This is a genomic window from uncultured Pseudomonas sp., assembly GCF_913777995.1.
Taxonomy (GTDB): Bacteria; Pseudomonadota; Gammaproteobacteria; order Pseudomonadales; family Pseudomonadaceae; genus Aquipseudomonas.
Genome location: NZ_CAJYVE010000040.1, coordinates 12,820 through 34,774, shown reverse-complemented (window position 1 = coordinate 34,774; position 21,955 = coordinate 12,820). Strand labels below are relative to the sequence as shown.

The following is a 21,955-nucleotide window of genomic DNA, read 5'->3' as shown; positions in this document are numbered from 1 at the left end:
TGTTGTGAGACAGAAGGTTACCATCGGATTAAGGCGGAATATTTTGCTGCAAAATTGGTGATTTGTATCGCCATAAAGGGTTTTTTAGCAATTTATCGTCTTTGTTCGACAGCCTTGGCTGTCAGTATCCTCTTACATTAATGGCACATAGCCCGTAGCACGCCGATCAAGGATAGACCATGAGCCTACCTTCGCTGGCCGAAATTTCGGCCATTCTGCTGCCTTGCGCAAGTACTGCCGAACACGCCTTGCGCGCTTCGCTGGCCCACCTTGGCGCTGCTGCGCTGCAGGCATTCGAGGCCTGGCCGGCGCCGCGTCATGCCGATCTGGCGCGGGTCTGCGCGGCCAGCGACTTCGTCGTCGAGCAGATCACCCGTGACCCACAGATGCTTCTGGACATGGCCGAGGCCGGCGACCTCGAGCGCCGCTTCGCGCCTGGCGAGCTGCGTGCGCAACTGGCCGCGGCGCTGGCAACGGTGAGCAGCGAAGACGAGCTGGGCCGGGTGCTGCGCCGCCAGCGCAATCGCCAGCAGGTGCGCATCATCTGGCGCGATCTGACCCGCCAGGCCGACCTGGTGCAGACCTGCCGCGATCTGTCGGAGCTGGCCGACGCCAGTATCGACCTGGCCTATCACTGGCTCTACGAGCGTCATTGCCAGCAGTTCGGCGTGCCCACCGGTCGACGCAGCGGCCAGGCGCAGCACATGGTCATTCTTGGCATGGGCAAGCTGGGCGCGGTCGAGCTGAACCTTTCGTCGGATATCGACCTGATCTTCGCCTATCCCGAAGGCGGCGAGACCGTGGGCGCCAAGCGCCCGCTGGACAACCAGGAGTTTTTCATCCGCCTGGGCCAGCGGCTTATAAAGGCACTCGACCCGGTGACCGTCGACGGCTTCGTGTTCCGGGTCGACATGCGCCTGCGACCCTATGGCTCGTCCGGTGCGCTGGTGCTCAGCTTCAATGCCATGGAGCAGTACTACCAGGACCAGGGGCGCGACTGGGAGCGCTACGCGATGATCAAGGCTCGCGTGGTGGGCGGTGACCAGACGGCCGGCGAGCAGTTGCTGGAGATGCTGCGGCCCTTCGTGTACCGCCGCTACCTGGATTTCTCGGCCATCGAAGCGCTGCGCACCATGAAGCAGCTGATCCAGCAGGAAGTGCGCCGCAAGGGCATGGCCGACAACATCAAGCTGGGCGCCGGCGGCATCCGCGAGGTGGAATTCATCGCCCAGGCTTTCCAGTTGATTCACGGTGGACGCGACCTGAGCCTGCAGCAGCGGCCACTGCTCAAGGTGCTCGCCACCCTCGAAGGCCAGGGCTACCTGCCGGCGGCGGTGGTCGGCGAATTGCGCGAAGGCTACGAGTTCCTGCGTTACACCGAGCATGCCATCCAGGCCATCGCCGACCGCCAGACCCAGATGCTGCCGGACGACCCACTGGATCAGGCGCGCATCGCCTTCATGCTCGGCTTCGCCGACTGGGCGAGTTTTCATGAGCGGCTGATGCACTGGCGCGAACGGGTGTCCTGGCACTTCCGCCAGGTGATCGCCGACCCGGACGGCGAAGATGAGCAGGACACCGGCGAAACCATGGTCGGCGGCGAGTGGCTGCCGTTGTGGGATGAAGGCCAGGACGAAGAAGCCTCGTGCCGGCAGTTGCAGGAAGGCGGTTTCAAGGAGCCGGCGCGGGCCCTCAAGGCACTGGCCACGCTGCGTTCCGGGCCGCAGATGCGCACCATCCAGCGCATTGGACGTGAGCGCCTGGATGCATTCATTCCGCGCCTGCTGGCCCAGGCCGTGGAGCATGACGACCCCGACCTGGTGCTGGAGCGCGTACTGCCGCTGGTCGAGGCGGTGGCCCGCCGGTCGGCTTACCTGGTGTTGCTCACCGAAAACCCCGACGCATTGCGTCGCCTGCTGACCCTGTGCGCCGCCAGCCCGTGGATCGCCGAGCAGATCGCACGCTTCCCGCTGCTGCTCGACGAACTGCTCAACGAGGGCCGGCTGTTCAGCCCGCCGCTGGCGCCGGAACTGGCCGCCGAGCTGCACGAGCGTCTGGTGCGCATCCCCGAGGACGACCTGGAACAGCAGATGGAAGCTCTGCGCCACTTCAAGCTGGCCCACGGCTTGCGGGTGGCGGCGTCGGAGATCACTGGCAGCCTGCCACTGATGAAGGTCAGCGACTACCTGACCTGGCTGGCCGAGGCGATCCTTGAGCAGGTGCTGGCCCTGGCCTGGCGCTACAGCGTGGCGCGGCATGGTACGCCACGCCGGCCGGACGGCAGCCCGTGCGACCCGGCATTCATCATCGTTGGTTATGGCAAGGTGGGGGGCATCGAGCTGGGGCATGGCTCGGACCTCGACCTGGTGTTCATCCACGACGGTGACCCGCAGGCCGAGACCGACGGCGCCAAACCCATCGACGGCGCGCAGTTCTTCACCCGCCTGGGGCAGCGGATCATCCACTTGCTGACCGCGCAGACCAACTCTGGCCAGCTCTATGAAGTGGACATGCGCCTGCGACCGTCGGGCGCTTCGGGGCTGCTGGTCAGCTCGGTGGGTGCCTTCGCCCGCTATCAGGAGAGCGAGGCCTGGACCTGGGAGCATCAGGCCCTGGTGCGTGCCCGGGTACTGACCGGCAGTGCCGACGTGCAAGCGGCCTTCGAGCAGGTACGCGCCCAGGTGCTGGGCCGTCAGCGCGACCTGGCGCAGTTGCGGATCGAGGTCAGCGAGATGCGTGCCAAGATGCGCGACAACCTGGGCAGCAAGGCCAGTGCCGCCGGCACTGCTGCCAACGCCTTCGATGCGGCGTTGCCCTTCGATCTCAAGCAGGATGCCGGTGGTATCGTCGATATCGAATTTATGGTGCAATACGCGGCCCTGGCGTGGTCGCGGGATTACCCGCAGCTGCTGCGCTACACCGATAACATCCGCATTCTGGAAGGCCTCGAAGAGGCCGGGCTGTTGCCTGGCGCCGATGCCGCCCTGCTGCGTGAAGCCTACAAGGCCTACCGCTCGGCAGCGCACCGCCAGGCCCTGCAGAAGCAGGCCGGCGTGGTGGCCGGCGATCAGTTCCAGGAGCAGCGGCGCGAGGTCATGCGCATCTGGGCCGCCCTGGGACTCAGCTAGGCTTTGTACGAAAAGTCGGCGAGCGAAGGTCAGGCAAGGCAAAAACAGGCGAGGAAGCGGAGTTTACTGGAGTAAATGAGCATTCCGAGCCTGTTTTTAACGCAGCATGACCGAGCGCAGGCACTTTTCGTACAAAACCTAGACCCGGCTTGCGCAGGATGCCGCCGGGCGGTGGCCGCAGGGCCGCAACAGCGGGATTGGACATTTGAAACAGGGAGGCGGCAGGCTGGGTGAACGTGTCACGCAGCCTGGCCAGCCTCCCTGGCCGTTTTTGGATTGAGCATGAACATTCTGATCGTTGGACCTAGCTGGGTCGGTGACATGGTGATGGCGCAAACGCTGTTCCAGTGTCTCAAGCAGCGGCATCCCGAGTGCGCAATCGATGTACTGGCGCCGGAATGGAGCCGCCCGATCCTGGAACGCATGCCCGAGGTGCGCGCCGCGCTGAGCTTCCCGCTCGGCCACGGTGCCCTGGAGCTGGCCACCCGGCGGCGCATCGGCAAGTCGCTGGCCGGCCAGTACGACCAGGCGATCCTGCTGCCCAACTCGTTGAAGTCCGCGCTGGTGCCGTTCTTCGCCGGTATTCCACGGCGCACCGGCTGGCGCGGCGAGTTCCGCTATGGCTTGCTCAACGACGTGCGGTTGCTCGACAAGCAGCGCTACCCGCTGATGATCGAGCGTTTCATGGCCCTGGCCTACGACAAGGGAGCCGAGCTGCCCAAGCCGTACCCGCGCCCGAGCCTGAGCATTGACCCGGCAACCCGCGAGGCGGCCCTGGCACGCTTCGGTCTGAGCCTCGAACAGCCGGTGCTGGCGCTGTGCCCGGGCGCCGAGTTCGGTGAAGCCAAGCGCTGGCCTGCCGAACACTACGCCCAGGTGGCCGACACCTTGATCCGCCAGGGCTGGCAGGTCTGGCTGTTCGGCTCGAAGAAAGACCACCCGGTGGGCGAGAGCATCCGCCAGGAGCTGATCCCCGGCCTGCGTGAAGAAGTCACCAACCTGTGTGGCGAAACCTCGCTGGCCGAGGCCATCGACCTGCTGTCCTGTGCCGCCTCGGTGGTGTCCAACGATTCCGGCCTGATGCACGTCGCCGCCGCGCTGAACCGTCCCCTGGTGGCGGTATACGGTTCGACCTCGCCGGGCTTCACCCCACCGCTGGCCGATGACGTGGAAATCGTGCGCCTGGGGCTGGAATGCTCGCCGTGCTTCGACCGCACCTGCCGTTTCGGCCATTACAACTGCCTGCGCCTGCTGGAGCCTGCGGCGGTGACCGAGGCCCTCGGCCGCCTGGGCGGCACCCCGGTCGAGGTGCGCTGATCTTGCGGGTACTGCTGATCAAGACATCCTCGCTGGGCGACGTCATCCATGCCCTGCCAGCGCTCACCGATGCGGCGCGGGCGGTGCCGGGCATACGTTTCGACTGGGTGGTGGAAGAAGGCTTCGCGGAAATTCCGAGCTGGCACCCGGCGGTCGATGCGGTGATCCCGGTGGCCATACGGCGCTGGCGCAAGAACCTCTGGCAGACCTTCAAGAGCGGCGAGTGGCGTGCCTTCAAGCAGCGCCTGCGCCGCACGCACTATGACCTGGTCATCGATGCCCAGGGGCTGTTCAAGAGCGCCTGGCTGACCCGCTACGTGAATGCGCCGGTGGCCGGCCTGGACCCGCAGTCGGCCCGTGAGCCATTGGCCAGCCGCTTCTACGACGCCAACCGACGCTATCCGGTTGCCCGTGGGCAGCATGCGGTCGAGCGCCTGCGCCAGCTGTTCGCCCAGGCCCTGGGCTATTCGCTGCCGGCCGGCCTTGGCGACTACGGCCTCAAGCGCCTGGAGCCGCTGGACGACAGCCTGCAGGCGCCTTATGTGCTGTTCCTGCATGGCACCACCTGGGCCACCAAGCACTGGCCGGAGGCCTACTGGCGGCAACTGGCCGAGCGCATGGCCGAACGCGGTCTGCAGGTGCGCCTGCCGTGGGGCAACCCGGCGGAAAAGGCCCGCGCCGAGCGAATCGCCGAGGGCCTGGGCAATGCCGCCGTGCTGCCGCGCCTGAACCTGGCCGGCGTGGCGCGGGTGCTGGCCGGTGCCGAAGCCTGCGTAGCGGTAGACACCGGTATTGGCCACCTGGCCGCTGCCCTCGACGTGCCCACCGTGTCATTGTTCGGCCCGACCAACCCCGGGCTGACCGGTGCCTATGGCCAGTCGCAGGTGCACCTGGCCAGCGACTGGCCAGCCTGCGCGCCGTGCCTGCAGAAGAAATGCACTTACAAGCCGAGCCCCGACGAGCAGTCGCGGTTCGATTTCCAACGCGAGTGGCCGCCGTGCTTCACTCGTCTGAATCCCGAGCGGGTAGCGAGCCAGTTGGGCGCGCTGTTGCTGGCAAAGGAACCTGGCTGATGCAACTGGCTTTCGTACTCTACAAATACTTTCCGTTCGGTGGCCTGCAGCGCGACTTCATGCGCATTGCCCTGGAGTGCCAGCAGCGCGGCCACCAGATCCGTGTCTACACCCTGATCTGGGAAGGCGATGTGCCGCCCGGCTTCGAAGTGCTGGTGGCCCCGGTCAAGGCGCTGTTCAACCATCGGCGCAACGAAAAGCTCACCGCCTGGATGCAGGCGGACCTGGCCAGGCGCCCGGTGGACCGGCTGATCGGCTTCAACAAGATGCCCGGCCTGGATGTCTACTACGCCGCTGACGGCTGCTTCGAGGACAAGGCCCAGACCCTGCGCAATCCGCTGTACCGCAAGTGGGGCCGTTACCGGCACTTCGCCGAGTACGAGCGCGCGGTGTTCGCCCCCGAGGCCAGGACCCAGGTGCTGATGATCTCCGAGGTCCAGCAGCCGCTGTTCATCAAGCACTACGGTACGCCGCTGTCGCGCTTTCACCTCTTGCCGCCGGGTATTTCCCAGGACCGTCGCGCGCCGGCCGATGCGCCGCAGATCCGCCAGGCGTTCCGCGAGGAGTTCGGCCTGGGCGCCGACGAGCGCCTGCTGGTGCAGATCGGCTCGGGCTTCAAGACCAAGGGCGTGGACCGCAGCCTCAAGGCCCTGGCGGCCCTGCCGGCAGCACTGAAGAAGCGTACGCGGCTGTTCGTCATCGGCCAGGACGACCCCAAGGTGTTCCAGCTGCAGAGCAAGGCGCTGGGGCTGACCGAACAGGTCACCTTCATGAAGGGCCGCAGCGACATCCCGCGTTTCCTGCTCGGCGCCGACCTGCTGATCCACCCGGCCTACAACGAGAACACCGGCACGGTCCTGCTCGAAGCCCTGGTCGCCGGCTTGCCGGTGCTGGTCAGCGCGGTGTGCGGCTACGCCCACTACATTGCCGAGGCCGACTGTGGCCTGGTACTCGATGAGCCGTTCGAGCAGGCGCAGTTCAACCGCTACCTGGCGCAGATGCTCGAAGACGACGCAGCACGGGCGCAGTGGGGGCGCAACGGCCTGGCCTTCGCCGACAGCGCCGACCTGTACAGCATGCCGCAGCACGCGGCGGACGTGATCCTGGCGGAGCCTCAAGCATGAAGCTGTTCCTAGCCGAACCTTTCAAGAGCCTGTGGGCCGCACGCGATGCCTTCGCCGAGGTCGAGCAACTGCAGGGCCAGGTGTACCGCGAGCTGGAAGGGCGGCGCACGCTGCGCACCGAAGTCGACGGGCGCGGTTACTTCGTGAAGATCCACCGTGGCATCGGTTGGGGCGAAGTGGCCAAGAACCTGTTCAGCGCCAAGCTGCCGGTGCTGGGTGCCGGCCAGGAGTTCAAGGCCATCGAGCGCCTGCATCAGGCCGGTGTGCCGACCATGACCGCCGTGGCCTACGGCGAGCGCGGCAACAACCCGGCGGCGCAGCACTCGTTCATCATCACCGAGGAACTGGCGCCGACGCTGAGCCTGGAAGACCTGAGCCTGAACTGGCGCAACGCGCCGCCCGAGCCGCGCCTCAAGCGCGCGCTGATCGCCGAGGTGGCGCGCCTGGTCGGCACCATGCACCGCGCCGGGGTCAACCACCGCGACTGCTACATCTGCCATTTCCTGTTGCATACCGACCGCCCGGTGACGGCGGATGACTTCAGGCTCTCGGTGATCGACCTGCATCGCGCCCAGACCCGCCGCGCCATCACCCCGCGCTGGCGCAACAAGGACCTGGCGGCGCTGTATTTCTCGGCGCTGGACATCGGCCTGACGCGGCGCGACAAGCTGCGCTTCCTGCGCGGCTACTTCCGCCAGCCGCTGCGCCAGGTGCTGCAGCGTGAAGCGGCGCTGCTGCGCTGGCTGGAGAAAAAGGCCGACAAACTCTATGAACGCAAGCAACGTTACGGAGATGCACTCTGATGGCGGGCTGGAACCTGGCGCCGGAGTATGCGGCGCTGGCCGATGACTTCGGTTCCCTGGAGGCGGTATTCGCCCTGCAGGGCGAACGACTGACCCGCGACCCGCTGTCCGAGGTGATCCGCGTCGAACGTGACGGGGTCAGCTACTACGTCAAGCGCTACTTCGGCGCCGGCAAGGGCCTGCGCCGCTACCTTGGCCGACCACGGGTCAAATCCGAATGGCAGAACCTCAAGCGTTTCGCCAAGTGGGGGATTCCCACCGCCGACGTGGTGGCCTGGGGTCTGGAGCGCAACGGCGTCGCCTACGATCGTGGCGCGATGATCACCCGCGAGCTACCGCGCACCGAAGACCTGTGGGTCATGGCCCAGCGCAAGGACCCACGCCTCGACGACCCGGCCTGGGTCGAGCGCATCAGCCGCCAGCTGGCCGTGTACACGCGTACCCTGCACGATCACCACTTCACCCATAACGACCTGAAGTGGCGCAACCTGCTGGTCGACGACCAGGACCGCCTGTACCTGATCGACTGCCCCAACGGCGCGTTCTGGTGGGGCTTCCTGTTGCGCTATCGCATCACCAAGGACCTGGCCTGCCTGGACAAGGTCGCCAAATACCAGTTATCCGCCACTCAGCGTCTGCGCTTCTACCTGCAATACCGCCAGCGCTCGCACCTCAATGCCTCGGACAAGAAGCGCATCCGTCATGTGGTCAGTTTTTTCGAGGGGCGCGAATGAGCCTTTTCATTGCCAGCAACGAGCAGGCCCTGCTCGAGCGCCATGGATTGGCCGATTTCGAGGCGCTCTGGGCGCTGGATCTCGACGCGGTGGATGAACCCAATACCGGGCGCGGTGGCTGGAGCAGCGTCTACCGCCTGGAACTGGAAGGCCAGGGCTTCTACCTCAAGCGGCAGGCCAACTACCTGACCTACACCCTGCACCGGCCCTTCGGTGAACCGTCGTTCTCCCGCGAGTTTCGCAACATCAGCCGCTACCGCACACTGGGCATTCCGGCGTTGCAGGCGGTGTTCTATGGCGAGCGCAAGGTCAACGGCGAGCGTCGGGCGATCCTGATGACCCGGGCGCTGGACGGCTGGACCGATCTGGATGCCCTGCTGCTACGCTGGAGCGAGCTGGCCGAAGCCGCGCGCCTTGCGATTCTCCAGGCCTGTGGGCAACTGGCGCGCACGCTGCATGGGGCAGGGCAGATTCACGGTTGCTTCTACCCCAAGCACATCTTTCTTCAGGCCCAGGGCGAAGGCTATGCCGCGCAACTGATCGACCTGGAGAAGACCCGCCCGGCACTGTTCGGCCAGCGCGACCTGACCAAGGACCTGGAACCGCTGTTTCGTCGTGCGCCGCTCTGGGGCGAGGCCGAGCGGCGCGAGTTCCTGGCTGCTTATCTGCAGGCGCCGCCGCGCAGCGCGGCGGTCGATGCCTGGCTGCAGCGCCTGAGCCGACGCGGCAAACACAAGCAACGCCACTGACAGAGAACCGTTGATGCGTCTTTCCGAACTCCAGAACGCCGGACGCGCACCGGCACTGCCCTTGACCCTGAGCCTGGCCGACGCGGCCGGCCCTGCCGAACTGCAATTGCTCACCTTGCTGCGTGTGCTGCCAGGCCAGCGTTACGTCGGTGCCGGGGTGTGGCGCGGGCGGACGGTGCTGGCCAAGCTGCTGGTGGGCAGCAAGGCGTCGCGACACTTCCAGCGCGAGCTGGAGGGCGTGCGCGCCCTGGCGGCACAAGGCGTCACCACGCCGTTGCTGTTGGCTGACGGCCTGCAAGCGGGCGAGGGCGGCTGGCTGCTGTTCGAGTACCTGGAGAACGCGGCCAGCCTGGGCGATGCCTGGAAAGCGGTCGAGCACCTGCCTGCCCTGGCGGACCAACAGCAGGCGGTGCTCGCCGAGGCGCTGGGCGCCATCGCCGGCCTGCACCAGAAAGGCCTGTGGCAGCAGGACCTGCACTTGGACAACCTGCTGCGCCGCGACGACCAGCTGTACTGGATCGACGGGGCCGGCATCGGCGTGGAGCAGGCCGGTCAGCCGCTGTCGCGGCAAAAGGTGCTGGAAAACCTCGGCGTGTTCTTCGCCCAGTTGCCCAAGCGCTTCGAACCCTTCACCGAAGAGCTGCTGGTCTGGTACCTGCTGGCCAACGCCGAGCACGCGCTGCCACTGGAGGCCTTGCAGAAACAGATCGACAAGGTGCGCCAGTGGCGCCTGAAGGACTTCCTGGCCAAGACCTGCCGGGAATGCAGCCTGTTCAGCGTCGAGGACTCGGCGTCGCGCTTCCAGGCGGTGCGCCGTGACGAAGTGCAGAGCATGCCGGCGGTGCTCGACCGCGCCGATGAACTGCTCGATGCCGGGCACTTGTACAAGACCGGTGGTGCCGCCAGCGTGGCGCGGGTCGAGGTACAGGGCCGTCTGCTGGTCATCAAGCGCTACAACATCAAGAACTTCAGCCACTGGCTCAAGCGCTTCTGGCGCCCGAGCCGCGCCTGGCACTCCTGGCGCGAGGGCAACCGCCTGGCGTTCCTCGACATCGCCACGCCCAAGCCGCTGGCGGTGCGCGAGGAGCGGGTGCTGGGCCTGCGGCGTCGCGCCTACCTGGTCACCGAATACCTGGATGGGCCGGACCTGATCGCCAAGTGGGCCCCTTATGTGGCCAACGCCGAAGTGCCGGAGAACGAGCTGGTGGCCCTCGACGAACTGCTCGCCCAGCTGCGCCGCGAGCGCATCAGCCACGGTGACCTCAAGGGGCATAACCTGTTCTGGCATGACGGGCGTTGGGCATTGATCGATCTGGACGCGCTGTGCCAGCACGGCTCGGCGGCCAGTTTCGCACCTGCCTACGCCCGCGACCGCGCGCGGCTGTTGCGCAACTGGCCGGCCGGCAGCGCGCTGTACCGTCTGCTGGAGCAGCGCATTCCCGCTACAGCGGACGAACAGCATCCCGGCTGAAGCCACCCACACAGAGGTCAGCGCAGGCTAGCTGACCTGAGTCATGTTCATCCGCTCCAGGGCTCTGACCAGCGTGGGCAGGTCCTCGAATGGCTGCAGGTGAATGCGCCGCCAGCGTTGACGGTCGACGTACAGCCGCCCCTCGGCATTGCGCAGCACGGGGGTGCGCTCGATCTGATTGCGCCGCGAGCGATGAACGATGACCGAACCGCCGTCTTCGGCGCTCTCGATCGTGAACAGCCCAGGCCGGTACAGCTGGCGCTCCACCGGGCTGCCCTGGAAGTCGAGCAGCAGCTCGTCGCCGAGGTTGACCGGACCATGAGCGGTGGGCAGGCCAAGGGCGAAGTCGTTGCGCACGAAGGCCCGGTGCCCGCCCAGCTCGTCGCCCGCCAGGCGCCCTGGGTCGCCGGCAGGTCCGAAATGTTCCCCTGGCGGCAGGTCATACACCCTCAGGCTGATGCCCTGCTCCAGATCCGCCAGGCCGGGTATGCCGGTTTCGAAGCGGTTGGCGTGGGTTTCTCCGACCAGTGCGATCCAGTGATGCGCGCCTGCCAGTTCCTGATGCCGGCGCAGGGTGCGTGAAGCAAAGAAGTTCATCATCCGCAGCCGGTCGTGGCGGCTGCCGTTCTGCAGGGTTCTCAAGTAGTAGCTGGGCATGCAGTCCAGCGCCCGCACCTCGATACCGTGTTCGCGCGCCTTGACCACCAGTTGCTCGAATGTGTACACGCCCGCCGGGTCGGTGAAGAAACCTCGGTCCATCTGCTTGAGATAGTGCAGCAGGCGCTTACTCATCAGGCCCTTGTCGAAGAACAGGTCCAGGTCGAGCTGATGCATGTCGGTCTGCAGGTGTTCCAGGTACAGGGTCTTGACCTCGCGCCGTGCCAGGTGCGGCAGATTGTCGATGATGAACTGCTTGCTGGCGATGGAGCTGTGGTATTCGCCTATCACCAGGCCTGAGGTCTGTTCATACAGGCGGTCGATCAGCTCGGCGTGTGTGTCGAGTCCCGAAATATCGGGCAGTGTCGGTCGCGGTGGCAGGGGCATCTCGCTCAACGTGCGGGCATCGCGCTGCAGCCGGGCGCGTAGCGTGAAGAACAGTCGACGTGCCGGGCGCAGGCTGTCCTTGTCCAGGCTGTAGAGCGGGTGCAGGCCACGATGTTCGAAGAACGCCAGTTCGTGGGCTGCGTCCAGATGCTCGGTCGGCATCTGGTACAGCGGGTCGGCCAGGGAGCGTTGCAAGGCCGTCGGTTCGCCAGAGGTCGGCCAGTCGGCCGCCGCTGCACGTCGCCAGTGGCCAGCCTCGTCCAGCTCGAAGCCGTGCGGGCCCGGTTGGTCGAGCAGGGCGCGGCTCAGGGCGGGCGTCGGCCGTGCGGTGCTGGCCCGGTACTCCTGGCGACGCAGCAATTGCGCCAGGGCGAGATCCAGTTTTTCCGGCTTCTGGGCCGGCACGCTGGTTTCGCTGGCCGTGGTGGCGCGCCTGACCCTCGGGTTGGGCATCTCCAGGCGGAAGTCGCCCAGGCTGGCGGGCGGCTCGGCGGCGGCCTCCGGCAGGTCGCGCAGGATACGCACGGGCTGCTGAGCGGCGACATCTTCGACGCGAACGCTCACTGCGCCGTGCAGTTCGGCGATGCCCGGGACCCCGCGATGAGTGTTGGCGTGGCGCTGTTCGAGCAGTGCAACCCAGCGGCGTGCCGGAGCCTGCGCGGTGTCGGCGGCAATGATGCGTGAGCCGAAGAACACCGCCATCTTCTGCGCCGCTGTTGGGGCGTCTGCCGGCAGCGGCGCGGTGCTGTCGAGGAAGTCGTAGCTCACCGAAGAGTTCAACGGGCGGACTTCGATGCCGTGGCGGTGCGCGGCCTTGATCACGTGGTAGTAATCATGTTTGTGGTCCAGGCCATTGATCAGGGCGCCCTGGTTCAGGCTGTCGAGGTGCTCCTTGATCTCGGCCGAACCGCCCCGCGAGCGGCTGCCCAGCTTGTGGTACTTGCGCAGCTTGTCCACATGCAGGTCGGTGAACAGGTGTTCGAGGTAGAGAATTTCGACGTTCTGTTCGGCCAGGCGCGGCATGTGGTCGATCAGAAACTGCTTGCTGGCCACCGACTGCAGGCGCTCGCTGACCACCATGCCCTGGCTGCGATCGAACACCGCCTTGATCAGGTCGTCGGGCGTCATCGCTTCTTGCAGTGCCGGCAGGTCGGCCTTGGCCGCCAGGCTGGCCTGTTGGAAAAAGCTCTCGGCGTCCTTGCGCAGGGTTTCGCGCAGCCCGGCATAGACTTCGCGACCCTCCCTGAGCAGGGGCGCGAAGAACTCCGCCGACAGCGGCAGGCCAACATCCACGGGTGGCACCCAGTTGCGAATGGCAATGCCCATGACCTGCGGCTTCCACTGCTCGCCCAGTTCATAGGCCGTCGTCGCGGCAGACGAGGTTGACGCGGTTGTCGGCGTGGTCGGCTCGTTCTCGAGTCGTTCGAAGCGGTGCCCGCCACCGCCGCGTAGGCCCCGGATATCCACGACCTGCCACTGGCCGTCAGCATTCAGGCGCACCGGCTGCTTGCCATAGAAGGCGAAGGGGTTGGCCGGGTCGATGATCTGCCACAGGCGCTGGCCCGCGTCGTACTGCACCTCGTAGACGCGCCCGTCGAGGGGAATGTAGTGATGCCCGTCTATGCGTGTGACGCCGCGGGCGTGGCCGCTGGCGATCGCTTCGAAGCCATCCAGCGAGCGCTGGCTGGCATAGGCCGGGTTGGCCGGGGGCGTCGAGACCCCGGCCAGGCCTGGGTGCGGTTGGGCAACGCCCTTGCGGACACCCAGCAGCAGTTTCTGCGCGTCATGCGCCGCGTTGTCGAGGACCGGGCCGAGCGTCGCTTCGATGCGTGCCACCGTGGCGGCCTGGGCCTGCCTGAGCGAAGTCATCGCCGGATTGTGTCCGCCGCGGTCGGCCAATTCATGCAGCAAGCCACCGAAACCCTTGAGCCCGGCGCTGGCATCGCCGGCAGCGCCCAGGGCATTGAGCCAGGCGCCCAGCAGATGCAGGCTGGCTGCCTCGCGGTCGCCCTCGCTCAGCGCCTGCAGGGCGCGGGCACTGTCGCGCAAGGTCAGCAGGGCGCCGACAGCGAAGCTGGCAGGCGGGAAGGGCAGTGTTACCGCCATGGCCACCAGCTCGATGCTGTTCCAGACCAGGCGCGAAATCATGTCACTGCGCCCGCTGGTGCTGTCTTGCACATCGCGGATCTTGCGCAGCAGGACCTGGTCGAAGCAGGCCGCGCGCAGGTCTGTCAGCGGTTCGTCAGGCAGCGTCGGCGGCGTGGCCTGCGGTGTTTTCTTCAGGTCGATGAACCAGAACGCCAGGGTCCGGTTCATTGCCAGGCGGCAGCGGTCTTTGTAGTAGTCGCTCATCCCCGGCGCATGCAGGGTATTGTGGAACTGGCTGAGCGGGCGCCAGGCCAGACCATCCGGCGCGCCTGGCGTGTAGAGCAGGGCCTGCTCGGGCTGGCGGCTGTCGGCGGGACAGAAAACGAAGCAGCCCAGGGCGGTCTCGCGGCGCGCCAGGGGGATGTCAAATGCATTGATGACCTCCCCCAGGGCCGGGACGCCGGAGGCGATGAACGGGTTCTCGACGACGAAGTGCAGTGGGTAGACGGGGTAGCGCTGGCGGCTGTGCTCATCGGCTTCGTCCATGCGCGCGATGGATTCGCTCAGCCAGGTGAATTGCCGGGTGGAGACCTGCCGTTGCAGCAGGCTGAGCAGTGCCGCGTGGTGCATTTGCAGTTGGGTGATCGTCAGACTGAGCCGGCGCCGCTCGTTATAGCCGTCACTGTGCGGGGCGAGCAGGGTGCTTTGCAGGTGGGCGACCCAGGCGTCGCTCGCCCATGCCCCGCGCACGGAGCCGGCGACCTTTTCCGGGGTCAGCGGCGACAGGTCGACGCCTTGCGGGCCGGTGAAGGTCGCCTGGGTGTCGGCCGTGGCCGTCAGGAACCCCAGGGTGTCGTCGTAGCCATCGCGTAACAGGCGGGTGTAGCTCAAGGTTTCGCGGGGTGAGCTGACGATGATCTGGTCCGGGTCGACCGTGCCCTCGGGCAGCCCCAGCAGTGCATTGATCTTGCGGCTGGCCTGCTGGTGCACGAAGTGTTCGTACTCCGGCAGCTGGGTGTGTGGCAAGGCTCGGTATTGGCGCGTCAGCCCCTCGATCGCTTCTTCATGGGCCAGCAATGCCTGGCGCTGCTCCGGGCTGGCACGCAGGTACCAGTCCGGGGTGTGCTGCTGCTGTTCGGCCAGGCGTACGCGCACCTGTGCCGTGCTCATGGCGTAGAGCGCATCGTTGAAGCCCGGATGCTCGATGAAACCGAGAAAGTCCTGCGGGGGCTGGGGCTGTTCGCGCAATGCCAGCAACTGCTCGCGCAGGGCCTGGCGTTGCTGCGGCAGGGTCTGTTCGAGCAGGTAGTCGCAATGCGCTTGTGAAGCACTCCAGGCGACCAGCGCCTGGCGCACCTGGCGCTCGTTGCGGAACACCCGCAGCGGCTGCCCGTCGGGACTCTCGGGCGTCCACAGCAGCAGACGCGGCCCTTGCCCCTGGTTGTCTGGCAGGCTGATCAGCAGCAGGTCGGCCAGCACCTGCGTATTGTTCAAGCGCACCTGATGGACCGTGAACCGGGGGCTGCCCGGCTGACCCAGCAGCGCTTCACTGAACAGAAAGTCACTGGCCTGGATATGGCCCTGGTACAGCGCAGCGGTGGCCTGCACCAGCAATTTCTGACGCAGCACTTCGTCCATGGCGCTTTTCACTTGGGCATTGCCATACCGCTGGCGCTGCGCTTCACCGAAGCGGGCGCGCAGGTCGAGGCGTGCGACAGTCCCGGCCAGCCACGCGGGCGTCAGCAACGGGTAGGTGCTCTGCAGCGGCTGGTCATCCAGGCTCAGGCGGGTGGCGGTCTGGAAGCTGGAGTCGTTGTTCAGGTCGCCCTCGTAAAGCCCGTACAGCGCGAGGTCAGTGAGGCTGCGCCGCGTCTCGTAGGGCTCGCTGCCCAGTGGGCTCAGGCGTCGAGTGGTCGCGACCACGCGATCGGGGTCCAGGTCGTAACCCAGCTCGCTCTGGATGCAGGCGGTCAGCCGTGTGCGGGCAAAGGACGCGGCTGAGCCGCAGCCCTGCATCAGGTTGTCCAGGGCGATGCGGGCACGGTCGTAGGCCAGCAGTGCGTTCAGGTAACGCTGCTTTTCTTCGGGCGTCGCGTAGCGCAACCAGTGTGGAAGCTGTCGGGCCTGACGGCGCTGCGCCTGTTCCTGCTGACGTCGCCGCAGCATCGCCGCTGGACCCAGCAGCCCGGAGATGTGCAATGCGGCTTGCAGTTCCAGCTGCCAGGCCGGCAGGTCCTGTTCCTGAGTCGGGAATTGAGCGCATACGTGGCCCAGGTCCTGGCGTTGTTTGTCGAGCAACTGATCGATGGCGCATTGGAAAGGATCGCCGGCAACCGGCACCAGCAGCAGGTCTTCGGTGCTGAAGGGACGTGCATCCAGGTCGGGGTCGGCGTCGATCTGTTGCGTCAACTGCTGGTACTCGCGGCTTGTGCATTGCAGCAGCAGGCTGCGCAGGGCCTGGTCGTTCAGCCAGCCGCTCAACTCCTCGCGCAGTTGCGCTTCACTGACGAAGCCCTCGATACCATGCCCCGGCACGTACAGCAGGCAGGCGCCATCGGCGCGGCGAGCTAGCAGTGCGCCGTGCAGGGGCTGGCCAGCGCTGTCCTCGGCGGCCAGATAGATCAGCTGGGCATCCGGATGTTCGTCCGTGTGCCCGACGGCAGGCAGCAGGCAGTCCAGGTAGCCGGGGTGCAGGCTGCCGTCGGCGATCCTCAGCAGCGCTTCGTCGTGGATGTCATCGCGCAGTGCCTGCGCCTGTGCCTGGCGGCGTGCCGTGCCCTGGGCGTCGGGCGTTTTCCAGTAGCGGTGCAGGTGCTTGAGCAGGTCCTTGAGGTCCGGTTGGTCGCCAGCCGTCGGCCGGGGCAGTTCTTCAAACTGACGTAGCTGGCTGGCAGCGCGACCTTCGAGGCGTTCGACCAGGGCGGCCAGCCTGGCGGGAGATGTTTCAGTCAGGGTCATGAGGTGCAGTCTTCCTGTATGGGCACACATGGGGAGGGCGCGAAGCCCATTGATCGTTCAGGCAATCAATCCCGGTGTGCGGCCATGCGGGCGCTACATAGTTATTGCGTGGAGCATTCTGTCTCCTCCAGGCTGTCTCGATGAGGCTTCACGCCAAATTGATAGCTTATAAGCTATAATCCCGCGCTTTGGCCGACCCTCGCCGACCGTGCAGGGCACACATTTTTGCGGGCGCTCGGCGCCTGCATGCAGACTAAAGAGGCTAGACCCTAGTGGCATTGACGATCCTGGGCCTGTCCGGCGCCCTTAGCCATGACCCTTCCGCTGCCTTGTACATCGACGGCAAGCTGATTGCCGCGGCGGAAGAAGAGCGCTTCGTCCGCGACAAGCACGCAAAGAACCGCATGCCTTACGAGTCGGCGAAGTTCTGTCTGGAGCAGGCCGGCATCAAGCCTTCCGACGTTGACGTGGTGGCGATTCCCTTCGCGCCGATCAGCCTGTTCGGCAAGGCCCGCTGGCACTATGCCAAGCGTTACTGGTACGCCCCGGACCGCGCGCTCGACGCACTGTTGATGGGCAACCGCCGCTACAAGCGCTACCGCAGCAAGATCGTCTGGTGCCTGGAGCAACTGGGCTTCGACACCAAGAAGGTGAAGATCGAGCCGGTCGAGCACCACCTGGCCCACGCCGCCAGTGCCTACCATTGCTCGGGTTTCAAGGAAAAGACCGCGATCCTCGGCATCGACGGCAAGGGCGAATACGCCACCACCTTCTTCGGCTACGGCGAGAACGGCAGGATCCACAAGATCAAGGAGTTCTACGACCCGGACTCCCTGGGCGGCCTGTATGGTGCGATCACCGAGTTCCTCGGCTTCGAGATGCTCGACGGCGAGTTCAAGGTCATGGGCATGGCGCCGTACGGCGACGCCAGCAAGTACGACTTCTCGCGCCTGGCGAGCTTCGAGAACGGCGAGCTGGTGATCAACACCGAGCTGGCCAACGTCATCGGCCTGCGTCGCTATAAAGAGAAGGGCAAGGGCTTCTACTTCTCGCCCAAACTCATCGAGTGGCTGGGTCCCAAGCGTGAAGGTGACGTGGCCGACGAGCCATACATCCATTACGCCGCCAGCATGCAGGCACTGTTCGAGAAGCTGGCCTTGCAGATGATGGACCACTACCTGGGCGACATCCTCAAGGAAACCGGCAAGATCGCCTTCGCCGGCGGCTGCGCGCTGAACGTCAAGCTCAACCAGAAGATCATCGCCCGTCCCGAGGTCAAGGAACTGTTCGTGCAGCCGGCCTCCGGCGACGCCGGTACTGCCGTCGGTGCGGCGGCCTATGTGTCGCATGCCCGTGGCGTGCCGGTCGAGAAGATGGAACACGTATACCTCGGCCCTGCGTACAGCAACGAAGACGTGATCGCCGCCTGCGCGCGCCATCCGAACGCGCCGCAGTGGCGCAAGATCGACGACATGCCCGAGCGCATCGCGCGGATCATGGTCGACGGCAATCCGGTGGCCTGGTTCCAGGGCCGCATGGAGTTCGGCCCGCGGGCCCTGGGCGGTCGCTCGATCATCGGCTGCCCGAGCGTGCCGGGCGTGGCCGACCGCATCAACGAACAGATCAAGTTCCGTGAGCGCTGGAGACCCTTCTGCCCATCGATGCTCGACACCGTCGGCCCACAGATGATCAAGGTCGACCATCCGGCGCCGTTCATGACCTTCACCTTCGAGGTCGCCGAGGAGTGGAAGACCCGCGTGCCGGAAGTCGTCCACGAAGACGGCACGTCCCGTGCCCAGGTGCTCAAGCGCGAGTACAACCCGCGCTACTACGACATGATGAAGGCGCTGGAAAACCTCACCGGCAACGGCGTGTCGCTGAACACCTCGCTGAACCGCCGTGGCGAGCCGATGATCTGCTCGCCGACCGACGCGCTGAACATGTTCTACGGCTCTGACCTGCAATACCTGATCATGGAAGACATCCTGGTCGTCAAAGACGGTGTGGACCCGTATGAGCCACGTGGCTGAGCGGCACGTCCTGCAGTTCTGCCACGGCTATGATGGGCCGTTCCTGGACTGCGCACGCCAGTACGCCAGCCTGTTCGCCGGCCAGGGCTACCGGGTGACCACGGTGTTCCTCACCGGCGAGCACGACCCGGACGTGATCGCTGACTGCGGCTCGGACGAAGTGTTGTTCATGGAGTACAGCTCCAGCGCCATTCGTGGCCTGAAGCTGGGCGCCATCGCTGCCTTGCGCAATATCGCCGCCAGCCGGTCGTTCGAGTTCTGCATCGCGCATCGTTTCAAGCCGGTGTACATCGCCCTGCTGGCCACCCGCCTGCCGGTGATCGGCGTGCACCATGCCTTCGGCGACTACCAGCGCGGCAGCCGCCGGCTGTTCGCCAACCTGTTCCGCCAGCGCCTGAGCCTGCTCGGGGTGTCCGACGCGGTGCGCGACGACATGCGCAAGAGCCTGCCCAGGTGGTCGGCCGAGCGTATCGAGACGCTGTACAACCGTATCGATGTGGAGCAGCTGCAGGGCAGCCAGTTCAGTGCCGAAGACGCGCGCCGCGAGTTGCAACTGCCCGCCGATGCCTGGCTGGTCGGTAATGTCGGGCGTCTGCACCCGGACAAGGACCAGGCGACCTTGTTGCGTGGCTTCGCCCTGGCCCTGCCGCAGTTGCCGGCAGACAGCCGCCTGGTGATCCTCGGCAAGGGGCGCCTGGAGCAGTCGCTCAAGGACCTGGCCATGGAGCTGGGTATCGCCTCGCAGGTGCTGTTCCTCGGCCAGGTGCCCGAGGCACGGCGCTACTTCAAGGCGTTCGACCTGTTCGCCCTCAGCTCCGATCACGAGCCGTTCGGCATGGTGCTGCTGGAGGCCATGGTCGCCGGGGTGCCGGTGCTGGCCACCGCCTGCGGTGGCGCCAAGGAGGTGGTGGAAGGCGTCGGCGTGCTGTTCCCGCTCGGTGATGCCGAGCACCTGGCCCAGGCCCTGGTGCACCTGTCGAGGCTCGACGAGGCGCAGCGCCAGGACTGTGCAGAACAGATGCTGACGCGCCTGCGCGAACGCTTCTCCGATCATGCGGTGCGCAAGGTGTTCTGGCACCTGCCGCAGGTCAGCCGTCTGGTTGCGGGGTCCTGATGCTCAACCTGTTTCAGGGCTGGCGCGAACGCGGCTGGTCGCTCAGCGATGCACACACCTACCGACAAGCCTGGGAGCGCCATGGCGGCAGTGTGGCCACTCACCCCGACGTGGTGGCGCGGCTTTCCGAACTGGCCGGCATTCCGGTGCGCTACCTGAGCTGGGAGCAGGGCGGCCAGCTGCAGGGCGCCATTGCCACCTGGGGCCGTTGCCTGGCCCTGGACAAGAACGAACTCAAGCGGCGCGGCAGCAAAGGCTTGTTCGACCTCGGCAACGCCGAAATCATCCTGCCTCTGGCCGAAGGTGCCGAGGCCGCCGTGCGCCACACCGGACGCTACCTGTCGACGCTCAACCAGGGGCGGGTGGCGACCCTCAAGCCCCAGGCCGAGTCGCTGGCCATGGCCCGCGAGCCCGAAGACCTGTCCAAGAAATTCCGCTACAACCAGCGTCGTGAACTGCGTCTGCTCGAAGAGGCCGGTGGCACGGTACATGCGGTCAGCGAGTTCGACAGCGCCACCCTGGCGCGCATGTACTGCGAGCTGTTCGAGCGGCGCTGGGGCTTCGCGGCCACCGGTGCCGAGCGCATGGCCGAGGTGCTTGGCCTGTTGCGTGACTGGCTGATCGGCTCGGTGCTGTTCCTCGAAGGCCGTCCGATTGCCATTCAGCTGATCTACAGGGTCGAAGCGCCAGACTGGGTCAGCGTCGAGTACGTCAACGGTGGCGTAGACCCCGACACCAAGGCCTTCAGCCCTGGCAGCGTATTGAGCTTCATCAACACCCAGAGCGCCTGGGAAAGCGCCCGGGCCCTGAACAAACCGTTGCGCTTCTCGTTCGGCCGTGCCGACCGCGAGTACAAGGAACGTTGGTGCAACCCCGTACCGGTATTCCAGGTTTGAGCCGCAAGCAGCAGTTACTCCGGCGCCATCGGCGCAACAAGCGCATCGGCCTGCTGGTCGGCCTGCTCATGCTGCTCGCCTGTGGCGCGTGGCTGGGCTGGTGGCTGGTGCCGCTGCTGGCGCTGCTGGCCTGGGTCGCCCATGATGCCTGGTTCGCTGACCACCTGTTCTACGCCCCCGGCGAAGATTACCAATACCGCTTCAGCGCCGAGGCCGAAGTGCCGGGGGTGCGCCTGCACGGCGAGCGCCTGGCGGTCACGCTGCCGCAGCCGCTGCAGGGGGATGAAACGCTGATCCTGGCCGTGACGCTGCGCAGCCGCTGGTTGGGACGCTTTTTCGATCCGCAGGTGCAGCTGTCGGCTGGCGATGAAACCGATGTGCAGGCGTTCGAGCGTGGCGTCAATGGCCTGCGTTACCTGAATCTCACCGGGCTGGGCGGTGCGCTGGGCGAAGGTCGTCTGCAATTGCGCGGGCGCTTCTGTCGGCTGGTCGGCGAGCCGCGCCTGTGGGTGTTCGGCGCCAGTGATGCACGGCGCCAGCGGGTGATGGTCATCGCCCCGCATGCCGACGACGCCGAACTGGCAGCCTACGGCCTGTACAGTCAGGCCGACGAAGCCTGGATCGTCACCCTCACCGCCGGGGAAATCGAAGCCGAGCACTATCAGCGCATGGGCATGAGCCGCGCTGACGCGGCGCGCCTGAAAGGCCGCCTGCGCGCCTGGGACAGCATTGCCGTGCCGCGCTGGGCCGGTGTGCCCGAGCAGCGCTGCGTGCAACTGGGCTACTTCTGTTTGCAATTGCCGGCCATGCAGGCCGAGCCTGACCGGGCGGTGGCCTCGCGCGAAGCCGAGCTGGACGATACCCGGCTGTTCCGCCAGTTCAATGCCCTGGCGCTGCCGGGTGATGACGGCGTACCGAGCTGGAACAACCTGCTGGCCGACCTGCGCGCCCTGATCAGCGCGGCGCGCCCGGAGGTGCTGGTGATGCCCGACCCGCTCATCGACCCGCATCCCGACCATATCTGTGCCCAGGCTGCCGTGCGCGAGGCCTTGCAGGGCCTGGACTGGCAGCCTCGCACCATCCTCTGTTATGCCAACCACCTGCACGACAACGACCGTTGGCCGATGGGCGATGCGCATACCGGTGTGAGCCTGCCGCCGGTCTTCGAGGCCGAGCCGCTGCGCGAGCCCTACAGCCTGGTGCTGCCTGCCGAGGTGCGCCGCGACAAGGCCATGGCGCTGGGCATGATGCACGACCTGCAGCCGCCCATGCCGTTCAAGCGCCGCCTGCGTCGTGCCCTGCAAAAGAGGCTGGCCGGACGGCGTTGGCCGGCCGAGGGCGAAAACGAGTTTTTCCGCAAGGCTGTACGTCGACACGAGTTGTTCTGGCGCAGCGATATCTGATTCAGCTTGAGCAGGCAGCAGTA

13 protein-coding genes are annotated in these 21,955 nt (G+C 66.2%); 12 read left to right on the top strand and 1 reads right to left on the bottom strand.

Going from position 1 to position 21,955, the window contains the following annotated elements:
• Positions 1-179: 179 nt before the first annotated feature.
• The 8 genes from glnE to QZ497_RS17520 all read left to right on the top strand — a co-directional run bounded on the left by glnE (position 180) and on the right by QZ497_RS17520 (position 10,399).
• On the top strand, positions 180-3,128 hold the full coding sequence (glnE, locus tag QZ497_RS17555) for a bifunctional [glutamate--ammonia ligase]-adenylyl-L-tyrosine phosphorylase/[glutamate--ammonia-ligase] adenylyltransferase (RefSeq protein WP_295477270.1): 2,949 nt from the start codon (positions 180-182) through the stop codon (positions 3,126-3,128).
• A 282-nt stretch (positions 3,129-3,410) separates the two neighbouring features.
• Positions 3,411-4,445 carry a lipopolysaccharide heptosyltransferase II gene (gene waaF / locus QZ497_RS17550; RefSeq protein WP_295477268.1) on the top strand — a complete coding sequence of 345 codons (1,035 nt, stop codon included), beginning with the start codon at positions 3,411-3,413 and terminating at the stop codon, positions 4,443-4,445.
• Positions 4,446-4,447: 2 nt separating this feature from the next.
• Positions 4,448-5,518 carry a lipopolysaccharide heptosyltransferase I gene (gene waaC, locus QZ497_RS17545; protein WP_295477267.1) on the top strand — a complete coding sequence of 357 codons (1,071 nt, stop codon included), beginning with the start codon at positions 4,448-4,450 and terminating at the stop codon, positions 5,516-5,518.
• Entirely contained in the window at positions 5,518-6,642 is a 1,125-nt protein-coding gene (locus tag QZ497_RS17540) for a glycosyltransferase family 4 protein (protein WP_295477265.1), read from the top strand. Before waaC ends, QZ497_RS17540 begins: the two co-directional genes overlap by 1 nt.
• A complete protein-coding gene (gene rfaP, locus QZ497_RS17535) occupies positions 6,639-7,445 on the top strand; it encodes a lipopolysaccharide core heptose(I) kinase RfaP (RefSeq protein WP_295477262.1) in 807 nt (268 codons plus the stop codon). Before QZ497_RS17540 ends, rfaP begins: the two co-directional genes overlap by 4 nt.
• On the top strand, positions 7,445-8,179 hold the full coding sequence (locus tag QZ497_RS17530) for a lipopolysaccharide kinase InaA family protein (protein ID WP_295477260.1): 735 nt from the start codon (positions 7,445-7,447) through the stop codon (positions 8,177-8,179). Before rfaP ends, QZ497_RS17530 begins: the two co-directional genes overlap by 1 nt.
• Positions 8,176-8,928 carry a lipopolysaccharide kinase InaA family protein gene (locus tag QZ497_RS17525; protein ID WP_295477258.1) on the top strand — a complete coding sequence of 251 codons (753 nt, stop codon included), beginning with the start codon at positions 8,176-8,178 and terminating at the stop codon, positions 8,926-8,928. The genes QZ497_RS17530 and QZ497_RS17525 overlap by 4 nt, the downstream gene beginning before the upstream one ends.
• 13 nt (positions 8,929-8,941) lie before the next feature.
• A complete protein-coding gene (locus tag QZ497_RS17520) occupies positions 8,942-10,399 on the top strand; it encodes a lipopolysaccharide kinase InaA family protein (protein ID WP_295477257.1) in 1,458 nt (485 codons plus the stop codon).
• 27 nt (positions 10,400-10,426) lie between these two features.
• On the opposite strand, the gene QZ497_RS17515 is transcribed toward QZ497_RS17520, so the two are convergent.
• Complete coding sequence (locus tag QZ497_RS17515; RefSeq protein WP_295477255.1) at positions 10,427-16,489, bottom strand: membrane-targeted effector domain-containing toxin; 6,063 nt, start codon at positions 16,487-16,489, stop codon at positions 10,427-10,429.
• 272 nt (positions 16,490-16,761) lie between these two features.
• Between QZ497_RS17515 and QZ497_RS17510 the strand changes: the two genes are divergently transcribed.
• From QZ497_RS17510 to QZ497_RS17495, 4 genes are read left to right on the top strand one after another with little or no spacing between them, the layout of a single operon-like run.
• The gene (locus tag QZ497_RS17510) at positions 16,762-18,519 is read left to right on the top strand and encodes a carbamoyltransferase (protein ID WP_295477253.1); all 1,758 of its coding nucleotides are present in this window, start codon (positions 16,762-16,764) and stop codon (positions 18,517-18,519) included.
• Positions 18,503-19,633 carry a glycosyltransferase gene (locus QZ497_RS17505; protein ID WP_295477251.1) on the top strand — a complete coding sequence of 377 codons (1,131 nt, stop codon included), beginning with the start codon at positions 18,503-18,505 and terminating at the stop codon, positions 19,631-19,633. Before QZ497_RS17510 ends, QZ497_RS17505 begins: the two co-directional genes overlap by 17 nt.
• Complete coding sequence (locus QZ497_RS17500) at positions 19,633-20,529, top strand: GNAT family N-acetyltransferase (protein WP_295477249.1); 897 nt, start codon at positions 19,633-19,635, stop codon at positions 20,527-20,529. The genes QZ497_RS17505 and QZ497_RS17500 overlap by 1 nt, the downstream gene beginning before the upstream one ends.
• Positions 20,526-21,932, top strand: coding sequence for a PIG-L family deacetylase (locus tag QZ497_RS17495; protein WP_295477305.1), 1,407 nt, complete (start codon positions 20,526-20,528; stop codon positions 21,930-21,932). The genes QZ497_RS17500 and QZ497_RS17495 overlap by 4 nt, the downstream gene beginning before the upstream one ends.
• The last annotated feature ends 23 nt before the right edge of the window (positions 21,933-21,955 follow it).

Coding starts and splice junctions, on each gene's coding strand:
- glnE (WP_295477270.1), top strand. CDS start 180: ATGAGCCTACCTTCGCTGGCCGAAATTTCGGCCATTCTGCTGCCTTGC.
- waaF (WP_295477268.1), top strand. CDS start 3,411: ATGAACATTCTGATCGTTGGACCTAGCTGGGTCGGTGACATGGTGATG.
- QZ497_RS17540 (WP_295477265.1), top strand. CDS start 5,518: ATGCAACTGGCTTTCGTACTCTACAAATACTTTCCGTTCGGTGGCCTG.
- rfaP (WP_295477262.1), top strand. CDS start 6,639: ATGAAGCTGTTCCTAGCCGAACCTTTCAAGAGCCTGTGGGCCGCACGC.
- QZ497_RS17530 (WP_295477260.1), top strand. CDS start 7,445: ATGGCGGGCTGGAACCTGGCGCCGGAGTATGCGGCGCTGGCCGATGAC.
- QZ497_RS17525 (WP_295477258.1), top strand. CDS start 8,176: ATGAGCCTTTTCATTGCCAGCAACGAGCAGGCCCTGCTCGAGCGCCAT.
- QZ497_RS17520 (WP_295477257.1), top strand. CDS start 8,942: ATGCGTCTTTCCGAACTCCAGAACGCCGGACGCGCACCGGCACTGCCC.
- QZ497_RS17515 (WP_295477255.1), bottom strand. CDS start 16,489: ATGACCCTGACTGAAACATCTCCCGCCAGGCTGGCCGCCCTGGTCGAA.
- QZ497_RS17505 (WP_295477251.1), top strand. CDS start 18,503: ATGAGCCACGTGGCTGAGCGGCACGTCCTGCAGTTCTGCCACGGCTAT.
- QZ497_RS17500 (WP_295477249.1), top strand. CDS start 19,633: ATGCTCAACCTGTTTCAGGGCTGGCGCGAACGCGGCTGGTCGCTCAGC.